This window comes from Corynebacterium sp. KPL2830 (assembly GCF_040225635.1).
Taxonomy (GTDB): domain Bacteria; phylum Actinomycetota; class Actinomycetes; order Mycobacteriales; family Mycobacteriaceae; genus Corynebacterium.
In genome coordinates, this window is the sequence record NZ_JBEHFR010000040.1 from 1 (window position 1) to 11,812 (window position 11,812).

The 11,812-nt window shown below is 52.1% G+C and carries 11 protein-coding genes and 1 pseudogene; 7 read left to right on the forward strand and 5 right to left on the reverse strand.

Annotated elements, in window-relative coordinates; translation table 11 throughout:
* Window positions 1-777: 777 nt before the first annotated feature.
* The 4 genes from ABRP87_RS10475 to ABRP87_RS10490 form a co-directional block, all read right to left on the reverse strand.
* A complete protein-coding gene (locus ABRP87_RS10475) occupies window positions 778-1,623 on the reverse strand; it encodes a hypothetical protein (protein WP_349868707.1) in 846 nt (281 codons plus the stop codon).
* A 399-nt stretch (window positions 1,624-2,022) separates the two neighbouring features.
* The gene (locus ABRP87_RS10480) at window positions 2,023-3,042 is read right to left on the reverse strand and encodes an ATP-binding protein (protein WP_349868708.1); all 1,020 of its coding nucleotides are present in this window, start codon (window positions 3,040-3,042) and stop codon (window positions 2,023-2,025) included.
* A gap of 58 nt (window positions 3,043-3,100) precedes the next feature.
* Window positions 3,101-3,472, reverse strand: coding sequence for a hypothetical protein (locus ABRP87_RS10485; protein ID WP_349868710.1), 372 nt, complete (start codon window positions 3,470-3,472; stop codon window positions 3,101-3,103).
* Window positions 3,473-4,867: 1,395 nt separating this feature from the next.
* Window positions 4,868-5,044, reverse strand: a complete 177-nt coding sequence (locus ABRP87_RS10490) for a hypothetical protein (protein WP_349868711.1) — start codon at window positions 5,042-5,044, stop codon at window positions 4,868-4,870.
* 859 nt (window positions 5,045-5,903) lie between these two features.
* On the opposite strand from ABRP87_RS10490, the gene ABRP87_RS10495 reads away from it, so the two are divergent.
* The 3 genes from ABRP87_RS10495 (at window position 5,904) to ABRP87_RS10505 (ending at window position 8,710) form a co-directional block, all read left to right on the forward strand.
* Complete coding sequence (locus ABRP87_RS10495; RefSeq protein ID WP_070455422.1) at window positions 5,904-6,494, forward strand: AAA family ATPase; 591 nt, start codon at window positions 5,904-5,906, stop codon at window positions 6,492-6,494.
* Window positions 6,491-6,757: a hypothetical protein gene (locus ABRP87_RS10500; RefSeq protein WP_349868713.1), complete on the forward strand. Its 267-nt coding sequence runs from the start codon at window positions 6,491-6,493 to the stop codon at window positions 6,755-6,757. The genes ABRP87_RS10495 and ABRP87_RS10500 overlap by 4 nt, the downstream gene beginning before the upstream one ends.
* A gap of 504 nt (window positions 6,758-7,261) precedes the next feature.
* On the forward strand, window positions 7,262-8,710 hold the full coding sequence (locus ABRP87_RS10505; protein ID WP_349868715.1) for a replication initiation protein: 1,449 nt from the start codon (window positions 7,262-7,264) through the stop codon (window positions 8,708-8,710).
* 144 nt (window positions 8,711-8,854) lie between these two features.
* Here the strand turns inward: ABRP87_RS10505 and ABRP87_RS10510 are convergent.
* Window positions 8,855-9,154, reverse strand: a pseudogene (locus ABRP87_RS10510) (hypothetical protein).
* 76 nt (window positions 9,155-9,230) lie between these two features.
* On the opposite strand from ABRP87_RS10510, the gene ABRP87_RS10515 reads away from it, so the two are divergent.
* From ABRP87_RS10515 to ABRP87_RS10530, 4 genes are all read left to right on the forward strand, one after another.
* The gene (locus tag ABRP87_RS10515) at window positions 9,231-9,479 is read left to right on the forward strand and encodes a type IIL restriction-modification enzyme MmeI (protein WP_349868721.1); all 249 of its coding nucleotides are present in this window, start codon (window positions 9,231-9,233) and stop codon (window positions 9,477-9,479) included.
* A gap of 59 nt (window positions 9,480-9,538) precedes the next feature.
* Window positions 9,539-9,799 carry a hypothetical protein gene (locus tag ABRP87_RS10520; protein ID WP_349868717.1) on the forward strand — a complete coding sequence of 87 codons (261 nt, stop codon included), beginning with the start codon at window positions 9,539-9,541 and terminating at the stop codon, window positions 9,797-9,799.
* 398 nt (window positions 9,800-10,197) lie between these two features.
* Window positions 10,198-10,446 (forward strand): type IIL restriction-modification enzyme MmeI, encoded by a 249-nt coding sequence (locus tag ABRP87_RS10525; protein WP_349868723.1) that lies wholly within the window; start codon window positions 10,198-10,200, stop codon window positions 10,444-10,446.
* A gap of 200 nt (window positions 10,447-10,646) precedes the next feature.
* Window positions 10,647-11,444, forward strand: coding sequence for a hypothetical protein (locus tag ABRP87_RS10530; protein ID WP_349868719.1), 798 nt, complete (start codon window positions 10,647-10,649; stop codon window positions 11,442-11,444).
* Window positions 11,445-11,812 lie beyond the last annotated feature (368 nt).

The following is an 11,812-nucleotide window of genomic DNA, read 5'->3' on the forward strand; positions in this document are numbered from 1 at the left end:
ACATAGCCCGCCCACTCGGGTGGACAGGCTATGAATCTTCGGTGCCCTGGGGTGGAACTGCTAACAACGTAATGGGGCACGGCGCTCCCTCTGAGCCCTCCCTCAGGAAGGGAGGCAAGACGTTTGCTTAATTGATTATGGTTGGCTCAGCTCCCTGACGGTAAAGAGGCTCAGACTATGACTTTAAGTTACTATCTATATGCGTTACGATTGCGCTGCATTTGTAAAATTAAGATATGCGGTTAAACAAAATCTCTATTGGCGCTATTGCCCTGTCACTATTAGTTACTGGATGTAGCGATCAAGATAGTACTTCTCAAGAAGCAGATGGAAGCAATAGCTCTCTAGAGAATTTTGAACCCCGTCCGCCAGACTCCCCTATACTCGGAAACGTTTCTGACAACGGTCAGTGCGATCCGCAAATTGTGAGCATGGATAAGGAAAAAATACGCCGCATATTGTGTACAAAGGGCAACCTGGTGATGCCTTAACTATTAAGTACATGAGCGGAGAAAAAGTCCTACAAGAAGATAACTTTGAGTTATCTAGTACCACTACCAGTGTGCAGACTGGTGCAAATATTTATAACGGGGACTTGGATCACGTCCAAATTAATGCGCACGGGCGTGTAGGGACACCGGGGGAGTGTCGTATCGTAGTTAAGTAGTTTTCACAGATGAGCTTAACAGGCCCCATCTTGGACTATTGAGAGTAGAGCTGGTCGGCCTAGGCATCTATATTCTGTCTAGGCCGACCAGCTCTACTAGATCTTGGCTACTAGCAAAGAAACTTGGTTTGTAGGCGGGTTTCATCGTACGCCCCATACTCATCTACACGTGTGGTTGCGTTGATGCGACGAGCGAGGGCTCGTCTTCGTGATAGTGGTTCCCACGTGTAGAAGGTCCAAGGCGCTTCGTTGGATACAAGTACCACTTGGTTAAAGCGAGCTGTTTTGTTGGTGTAGCGAGCGGGAAGTGTCGTTGGCCAGATATCGAGGATATTAAGGAGCGTACTGAGGCGAATTTCTCCGTCGAACTCGTCCAAGATGAGCGTTTCTTCTCCCATATAGCCATCAAATGGGTTTTTATAATCAGTGACGCGGTAGTAGTTCGTATTGCCCAGTTCGACAGCAAGACTGGTCTTCCCTGTTCCGGGTGGTCCGTAGAGCCAGATGACCTCTATTTGGCGGGGTTTAGTGTGGCGGGAGCGGTCGCGGGCAGAGATGAGCTTTTCGACGAACAGCGTCATGTGCGCGGCTTCCGGGACTTGAAGGAAAACCTCGTCGGCAGAAAGCCCTTTTTCAAGGATTGCTTCGCGGACTATCTCAACATCTTTGCGGCGCCCCGTCTCGTCACAGTGACGAATTGTCCCGTGCTCTAACCTTGGTTCATCAATGATGCGGGTTTCTTTTTTGGTGACATAGTTAATGGCCTGTTGTATTGGACCACTGCGAGGCTCCAAATGAGCGCTTGGGAGTCTTCTTTTGAGCGTGGAAAACCTAATAGGGGATTGTCCGCCGTCGATAATTAGCTGCCAGTGGCGGTATCCGTCTTCTTCGCCTTCTTCGAGCTGGCCTAGATAGTTGTATGAGGCTAGTGCTTCTTCTATCTCCTTTCGAGTCATCTTCTCTGCCGATACTGTGGCCATCCATGACCGTGACTGCGTAGTCTTGCTACAACGTGTGCTACGCATTACTTCACCTGAATACCCTTTCTGAGCTGGTCTGATACATGTTACAGAGGCGCCGGGGTAACACTACGCCGGCACCTACCTGCTGCCGCGGCGGCATTCGCCGCCTTGCCACGTAGAGAACGTGCGGTCTGCGTGGAGCATTTAACTTTGACCGCCTATGCGGGTGACTTATGGGCTTCCTGTGCCCCTTATCGCTTTCGGTCGCTTACGTCTTCCGCTTCCGCGGCGCTCGTCCTTTGGCGACCTGGCCTGTGGCCAGCCGCGTCGTCCTCGCTTGCTGCAGCGTTCGACGTGCACTCCCTCCGCGCTCGGGGCACAGGAAGACAATAGTCATCTGTTGTGGCGTTCGAAGACGTGCACTTCGCGCCACACGCCATCTCCGTTGTCGATGACAATCCGCCGCGGCTTCAATCGGGACGGGTCGGGGTCCCCCGGCTCGGGTAGCCTGCCCATCACCAACCTTGAGTCGTCACCAGTGACCTGCCCGCAAACACGTACCGTCGCTAGGTCGCGAATAGACGTCGGAATCACGTCTGCACTCATTCGTTGGGTCGCAAGAACGGTGATTACTCCTGCTGAGCGGCCGCGCTGCACCAGATCACGCACCATCCGCACCCGCTCCTTAGCAGCATCTTTATCTGTTTTATCTTCGGATACTGCATCAAAAATCCGTTGGGACTCATCCAAAATGAGCACGCGAAGCGGGAGGCCTTGTGAATTCGTCCAGAAGTCGATTCCCTGCTCAAGGCGCTGAGTCATCTCATTTTGAGCTTCCTCGATAGCGCTAACTGCCCTTTCTAAGTCTTCAGCACCTTTCCCTTCAGCTATTTCCACGTCAGCGTGAGGCTTCAGAGCATCCTGAATCTGGTGTAAAAGTACTGTTTTTCCTGAGCCAGGTCGCGCGCCGACGACGACCCCGGATATGTCGCGTAGGGAAAACCCAGCAGGTTCACCCTCTTCAACGTCGACACCGATGATGACCTGTCCTGTTATAGGGTCATAGGAAGGACTTCCTTCTACAGTACTTCCGACGTGGTGAACGGCCCGTATGTGGGCGTAGCCGGAATCCACACTTATGCGCATCGCCTGGTGTACTACGGTGCTGAGCTCTTCAGCTAATCCTTCTCTCTGCCAGGCGGCTGTCTCGCCAGGGGAAATGCGAATGCGACCATCACGATGAACACCAGGGATAGTCAGACCGAAAAGTTCGCTGATTCGTTTCTTCTGACGCTGGATCTTTCCGGCGATAGGGAGTTTTCGATACCACCATTTCGACCACAGCCACGGCGCTAGAGCCTGCAGCGCGATAGCGGCGATAATGAACGCAGTTGCCCAAGGAAGGAGAGACATGACTATTTCTTGGAGTCCCTCCACGGCCTCGTTCAGAGGCGCTAGGAGATCTTCACTGTTAGAGGATCTCACCGCTGGTCTCCTCCACGCGCTCTATACCTGTGGCCTGCAGGAAAATGGTGCCGTCGATAGCACCGGCCATGAGTCCAGTAGCACGCACGTGGTCCCCTACAGAGACGTCCGGTCGCACTGGAGCCCAGACGGTGATCGGCTGACGGCGAACCTCGCGCTCTACGGCTCCATCTGCGCCCTCTGTCTCGCTCATGACGAGTGTGACCTGCATTTTCCAGGCCCTGCAGCCGGGAAAAGAGGGGCTTGTTTTGGGCGTGCCATCCCGCTCCTCGGGGTCGTCTGGCACGGAGCGCACGCGGACGCCCTCGAGCGCCTGGTAGACAGGCATCAGATAGGGTGGAACAATGAGATCAGACATTATTTGCTCGTATCTTTTCTACGTGTAAAAGAGTGTCAATCCAATCCTTTCGGGTCAGCCGGCAAGCACGGCCCGAAAGGATTTTTTCTTACCCCTTTGAGGCTACGCATTTACCTTCCACACCCGCAAGGGGGGTGGAGGTTGACGGGGGTAAGGAGCCTGTGTCATTCTGATATGTTAACCGTACGTCATGAAGTACCGCACGACGTACCATAATTATTGACGCATGCGACATTTATGCAGGTGACCCCCAAATATTCCTTTGCAGTTGAAAACTGTTTTCCCTGAAGGAAGAGGGAAATCCGTTGCTAAAAATTTCATCCGTAGTAGCGATGTCGACGCGACGCGGGGGTAATAGGATTATGGTGGAAACGTCCTGCGGTACCTGAAGATGCAAATCCAGATTCAATTTAGAGAGGGCTGGAGAGTTTTATGTACCCACTTTGGGGGTATATCCATGTCCTTCAAGAAGAGTGGGATTTATGAAAGTGCGCGGACAGGCACCCAAGTTTCATCTTCTCCCTTCGCGATGACCCGGAAATGTTCTATCCTGAGGTCCATCCAGCGAGGGCTGGTGATGATGTCGGATAGTGAATATCGCGCCCAGCATTTGGACTCTTTAGATTAAAACTGCGGGTTCCTGTTTCTCTGCAGTGAGTCCTCAAGAAGGACATTTTTAATCGTTCAACCACTGTCTTATGGCATATTGTAATTGGGGCGATAGCGGCAAAAATCTTATAGTCTATCCGCAACTCTTGTGGAACCTTAGCGTCCAGCAAGGGGCGCACGTGATTTTCTGCCCAGTAGATTCTTGAGCTTTCAGTTTTCCCAGCTAGGTCCAATGATACTAATTATTGGATTCCAGAAAGTGAGGGCTATAGCCCAGTTCTCTAATGCTCCCAAGGCCCCTCGCCAGGTTGATCCTTTGTTATAACCCTGATGATCGAGGTAATAAGCAAAAGTACCCAAGCAACGAATGTGGTTCTTTCTAATGAATAGTCGTCTGGATTATCAGTTATTTGATAATTTCCCCCAGATACGGTAGTTATCCAAACGGTTCGCGATAGAAAAATGAAGCCACCACGTAGAGTGAGAATTGCCATCACTATGGCACTTGCCAAGGTTCCTTCATCCTTGTAAACCATGATCCTCTGCAAAATAGAAAACAAGAATGGACAGCGCTAATACAATAAGAGCTCCGTTAATTACCAAATATATTTTGGTATGTGGTTCCATTGGAGAGGTGTTACAGCTGTCTGTCTTTGAGACTAGTACCTGTATCCCTTATCTAAAGGGAATGATTTTGTTATGCTCCTTGCCTTATCTCTTGTCTCGTGAACCATGGGAGTGTCGGTACCCTTTTATGATTAAGTAAACTAATCGCAAAAGGGTAAATTAATCATCTTTAGGCTCTTTTTTATAGCGAATGATTGAAATTAAAGTTGCGACAGCGATGGCTGTGAATCCAGCAACTCCGCCGCTTTCCCAGCTGATTATTTCAAAGTGAGCTAAAGCGGTTACGAGAAGGAGTCCTAGGACTGCAGATAGAACGATTCTCGTGTAAGAGTTCATTGACTATTGCCCCTTTGCTCCATTTTGGAAATTTAATCAACGCATGAGAAGGACATTTTAGATCCGCGAGGGTCAAGATCGCTTGGGATGTGTCCACTGTACCTTCTGTGTTCAACCTTTAGGCTTTTGTGATCAGGACACGAACCGTTGTCTCCCAGCCAAGCGCCTACAGCGCCACTGATTATTCCGGCGTCTTTTCCACCGATTGCTGCGCCAATAGCTCCTGCCAGAGCCCCCGAGCCCATTGTTTGTTCGGTGTGGTTCAGATAGAGATCGTATTCGTCAGGCTTCTTACCTATATCCGGATGGTCTATGCTTACGGCTGACGCAGATGGGGCGACAATGGTGGCACATGCCAAGGCTGTTGCAGTGGCAACTGCCTTAGCGCGCATCTTGTTGGACAACATAATTCTCAACTTTCTGGCGTGAACATTTTCTCCTTTACTACCAATAGCACATCTGTATATTTTTGTCTCGAGTCTGTGGTGTCTCCTAGGGTCGATAACTTTTGTGTATACGGAGAACAGGGGGATGGTGGCGGGATGAGCACATGCACTCAAGCAGTCGGATAATTAGTCTTTATATGCAGGTTGCTTCGACTACTCTCCAAGAAGCTTGAAGCACTATAGCGCAGGTGTGTGTTTGTCTGTAGGACTTTATGCTGTACGAATCAATGGAATGACCACTGTCTATTCCGACAATAGATGGTGAAAAATTTTATAAATCATCCACAAGATTGCAGGCTAGTGATGCCACGAGAAAATGGCGCTTTTAACCGAGAGCGGCAATGTACAGCAAAGAATAAAACTGTAAAACTGTAATATTGTATGTGCAATGACGCATTCACCTGGGAGAAATCATGATCATTACCGCCATTAACGCCAAAGGCGGCGTCGGCAAGACCACTACAACGATGTTTCTTGCCACGGTTTTCGCCCACCGAGGAAAGACCGTGACCGTAACCGACCTAGACCGGCAGGGCTCGGCACTGGAATGGTCTGAACGTGCAGAAGATGGAGGAAGCCCCTTGCCGTTTGAGGTTGAGCTGTCCATCCCCAAGCGCGTCGATAGGCAAGCAGCGCTCGTCGGAGACGATGAGTTCATGTTCATCGACGTGCCGCCAGGAGATGAGAACGCTATCGAAGCAGCAATCGCAGTCAGCGACTTCATCATTCTTCCGACCCGTTCTGCTGCTGCCGACCTCTCCCGAGTATGGGAGCTGCGCGACGCAGTCAACGGAACACCTCATGCAGTCTTACTGACGTTCGCCAGGAAAGGCACCAGCGCCCTTGACGCGGCACGAGAAGCGCTCGATGAAGAACACATGCCGCACTTTAAAACCGAAATCCCGCTACGCGAAGATATGCACCTAGCGTTCGGATACTGCCCAGGCCCAGACATGCACGGATACGACCACGTCGCCGACGAACTCATGGAGATGATGAAATGAGCACCAGCAAAGAACGCGCCAGAGCGCAGCAAGGCCCGCGAACCTCAACGAAAAAAGCCGCGAAGCTAACCCCAGCAGCCGAGAAGAAAACAGTGCGAAGCGCATTCCACCAACCCACAGGCCGCGACTACGTCAAGAAGATGACGATTGAAATCGACCGCGACCTTCACGCAGAACTTAAAGTCATCGCCGCCCAAAAAGGCGTGACCATCCGCGAGATTGTTAGCACCTACCTCGAAGAATACGTCCACAGTAATAAATAAAGGTTTACAGCAATACAGTAATACAGGTTTATGGCACCTGTATTACTGTATTGCTGTATCCCTGTTGCTCTGGATAATTCGCCACCGTATGCGTAAATCTGCGCACGCTTGTGGTCAGATCAGCGCAGCCGTATCGGTAAATCTGCGCAACCGCTTTCGTGGTATGCGTAAATCTGCGCACGCTATTTTTATGTGATGGTAAATCTGCGCACGAAATTTTTACGTATGGGTAAATATGCGCAGGCTGACCTGGGAAAAGTCCGCGTATGGGTAAATATGCGCAGACAGCCCTGTGCAGCTGAAACGCGGTTACGTATGTCTTGCCATATGTCTAGCCATACGTAACCGCAGGTAAAAGGTATATTTTTCGCGTGTCATGGCTAGTAAATAACACCGGTGTCATTTAGAGTCGGTGAAAGACAGTGAAAAACGAAGAAAGCCACCGGGCGGCAACCCGATGACTTTCGCTTATCACCCAGCACACACCTGGGAGAAAGCACAGCCATGAGTTTACAGGCTTACGCGCAGAACGCGCATATTAAAACACCGACCCGCGTCGAACCAGACCGCGGCGGTCTGGATAACACCCCAGCATCTGCCAGTGACCGCGACCTTTTACGCGAGCATCTAGGCCGCGATGTACTCCACGGTTCAGTCACACGAGACTTTAAAAAGGCCTATCGACGCAACGCTGACGGTACGAACTCGCCGCGTATGTATCGCTTCGAGACTGATGCTTTAGGACGGTGCGAGTACGCCATGCTCACCACCAAGCAGTACGCTGCCGTCCTGGTCGTAGACGTTGATCAAGTAGGTACCGCAGGCGGTGACCCCGCAGACTTAAACCCGTACGTCCGCGATGTGGTGCGCTCACTGATTACTCATAGCGTCGGGCCGGCCTGGGTGGGTATTAACCCAACTAACGGCAAAGCCCAGTTCATCTGGCTGATTGACCCCGTCTACGCTGACCGTAACGGTAAATCAGCGCAGATGAAGTTGCTGGCTGCGACTACACGTGTGCTGGGTGAGCTTTTAGACCATGACCCGCACTTTTCCCACCGTTTTAGCCGCAACCCGTTCTACACAGGCAAGGCCCCTACCGCTTATCGTTGGTATAGGCAGCACAACCGGGTGATGCGTCTTGGAGACTTGATAAAGCAGGTGAGGGATATGGCAGGAAACGACCAGTTCGACCCCACCCCACGTCAGCAGTTTAGCTCTGGCCGCGAACTCATTAACGCGGTCAAGACCCGCCGCGAGGAAGCCCAGGCGTTCAAAGCGCTTGCCCAGGACGTAGACGCAGAAATCGCCGGTGGACTCGACCAGTACGACCCGGAGTTAATCGACGGCGTGCGCGTTCTCTGGATTGTCCAAGGAACCGCCGCGCGCGACGAAACAGCCTTTAGACATGCGCTTAAGACTGGCCATCGTCTGCGCCAGCAAGGCCAACGTCTGACAGACGCAGCAATCATCGACGCCTATGAGCATGCCTACAACGTGGCGCACACACACGGCGGGGCCGGCCGCGACAACGAGATGCCGCCGATGCGCGACCGTCAGACTATGGCGCGTCGTGTGCGCGGGTATGTCACCCAATCCAAGAGTGAGGCCTACAGCGGCTCTAACGCGCCAGGTAAAGCCACGAGCAGCGAGCGCAAAGCACTCGCAACCATGGGGCGTAGGGGCGGCAAGAAATCAGCAGAGCGCTGGAAAACAGACCCTGAGGGTAAATATGCGCAAGAACAACGAGAAGCTTTAGCAGCAGCAAATAAGCGCCGGTCTGTTCAAGGCCAAAGCACTCGTGGACGCGTTCTGTCTATCTATGCTCAGACTCTTTTTGATACCGGAAGTGCCCCGACCGCACGGCAAATAGCCGAGGAAATTGGATGCGAACGAAGCACTGTAGCTCGGCATATTTCTGCCCTAAAGAAAGCTGGTCTGATACAGCCCTAGGGTGTGAATGCCGTAAGCAATATACGGTTCCCCTGCCGCTAGGCAGTTATATAAAACCTCACTTGAAGAAAACCTTGAGGGAGCAGGGTAGCTTATATGCTTTTAACATGACTTCCTCTGCTCTCCTAGACCGTGCAATGTGAACTAATTACTCTGCATAAGCCAGGCTTTTAGTTCCTCCTCTGCGCGCTTACAACCACCTGGGTAGTTTTCGTTCAGCTCGTCAGCCACGGAGTCAAAGATTTTCTTAGCGATAGCCTCAGCATGGTCAGGTTAAAGCTGCCCTCTTAAATCATTTAAGGGGGCAGAGAGAGTGGCATAAGGGCTGGGGCGTAAATAATAAGACCGCATGTCAGCGGAATATATTCGAGGAGTTGTCCCCAAAAACTGAGATTCAAGGACGACGTTTCCGAACACTAATGACGAGAGGTTTTTCTCTTCCATAGTCGGCAGTTTACGGAAAATAAGGTGTGTTAACTGCCGGCTTATTCGACTTGGTTACACGTTCCCCGTCCCGGAGCTGGGCGAGCAGACCCGGCAGCGGATTATCGACGCGGGCAAGAAGGTTCTTGCGGCGCGCGAGCTTCACTCGGAGCGTTCCCTCGCCGAGCACTATGCCCCGCTGGTCATGGCACCGGAATTAGTGAAGGCGCACGACGCGCTTGACAGGGAAGTGGACAAAGCATTTGGTGCTCCACGCAAGCTGACCACCGAACGTCAGCGCCAGGAGCTTCTGTTCGCCAATTACGCGAAACTCACCAACGACTAGCTCAATGCTTGTTCGAATAGGCCGCACTCATGTCGCGGGTGCGGTCTATTGTCGAGACCATGAGCTTCCTTACCGAGTACAACGAACCCCGCGACCTGAGCCTGATTGATACTTCTCCCGCCAAGCTGGAGGGGGATTGCTACGAAGTGGCCAGCGCTTTGCGCGCCGCCGCTCGCTTTCTCGAAGTCCTCAACCAACTACCGGGCACTCCCGCAGTGCGTGACTGGCAAGGCGACGCAGATGAGCTAATAAACATTGCGGAGGCGCTTACCGATGACGCCGCAGAGTTTTTCAGCGACCAAGACTCGCAACAAAACTAACGTCCGGTTCCTGTTGCGGAACCACGTCGCGTGGTTATGCTCTTGGTTAGTCAGTAGTGCTGGCAAGGGGGCTTAACTTATTTACCCCCCGAGAAGCTCTACTTGCCCCGCTGGCAAGAACGCCGCCCTGCCTTCCCCGGAGATCGGGCGGCGTTCGCAATTGTCCATCACGGCTCCTTAACGCTTGGCTCTTTAGTGCTGCCGCGAAAGTCGCGTGTGCGACTTTCTTGCCCCGCGTGATTGTCACGTCCTGGCGCTCGCAGTTATTGCTAGCGGTTGCCTGACACAACCAGAGACACCGAATTGCCGGCTACTTTTCTGCGCTGACCACGCTTTACGAGCGCTAAGCGCTCTAGGTCTATGGGACATTTACGTGGAACACGTTCCCCGTACCAGAACTGGATGAGAAGACGCGAGAGCGGATCATCAAGGCAGGACAGAAAGTACTAGACGCTCGCGCCCTGCACCCGGATCGCTCACTCGCGGAGCACTACAACCCACTCGCCATGGCACCAGAATTAGTGAAGGAGCACGACGTGCTTGATAGGGAAGTCGATAAAGCAATGGGAGCACCTCGCAAGCTCACTTCGGAGCGCCAACGCCAGGAGCTGCTATTTGCCAACTATGCGAAACTCACCAACAACTAGCTCAACGCCTGTCGAATAGGCCGCACTCATGTCGCGGGTGCGGTCTATTGTCGAGACCATGAGCTTCACTAGAAGTGAAATTGAAATCATTCATGATGGCACAACTTCCATAGGCAGCGCGGAGTTTCGGGCCGGGCCGCATTAGTCCAGCATTTGAAAGTGAAATCGGGGTCGGAAACCTCAAGATTGGAGAATAGATAATGCTTCTCGAAACCTACACGGCATTGCTCGAAGACTATGTAAAGACTGGCGGCAATGGTAAATCCTTGGTCTACGCAAGGAAGACTGGATTTGATTCACGTGAAGCCGCATGGGAGTGGGTCATTCAGGCTGTAGAAAACCTTTGGGACGGCTCGCGGGTTGCAGGTAGCGTAAACAGCTATTCCAAGAAGGACCTCAAGGAATCCGATCCTGCTATTCGGGCGATGGATTTTGCCGTCCAGGAGAAGGACGATCCGGCTCGCGGGCTTTGCCTTGCAATCACGATAAACGAAGAAGCGTCATATGCGAATGATGCAAACTTCCCTAATGTACTCTTCACAGATCCCCTCGCTCCTGAGAATCGCGGCAAGGGCTTAGACAGTCCAAAGGAATCTCACACTAACCGCATCAAGGGGATCGACAAGGCAGCCATGGTGTGCTCCATTATCCTGCCCATTTTTCTTGGAATATGTGCATGTTTTGCATACAGCAACATCAAAAATATCTTCTGGACTCTCTTGATTCTTGTTTTCTTCATACCCATCTCTGCAGTTGCCTTCATGTGTTATCGCCTAAAAGGCGACGAGCCTGGGAAGCAGTTACCCAAGGAAGCGAATATGAAGCTAATGGAAGCCGGATTGGGCGCTCTCATTGGAATGATATTGATCGGACTTGCGAATGACCCCAAAGCGCAGGTCACTTCCATGGGAGTAGCGCTTATCATTGTGACGTTGCCGATAAAATGTCTGACCGCAGTATGGGAATTCTATTACGGGTCGGATGCAGCGCAGGAGTAAAACAATCACGTCGTGATGTACAGGGTTAGAGCCTGGCTTCTTTTCGCGCGTGCGTATCCGCCAGGTGCTCCCCAAGACCGTGAGGCTTGGGTGAAAAGGCCCGCCGAACCTGGGACTACGGTCGTTAAGCAATAAAGCTGAGCTTAACCAAGAGATACGCACACATGCCGCCGGGGCTACAGAAGTAATGACTGTAGCCACGTATAAGCGACCGACGTCCTGACCGACGGAAGAGTCGAAGAGTCTATTTTCCTTGTATACGTGCCTTTTCTTATCGCTGTTTTCAGCGACAAGGGGGGTGTTCCTATATAGGTTGTCAACTCCGTGGGTGAGGTTGCTGGGGGTATGAAGGGTTTCTGCTTCACGCT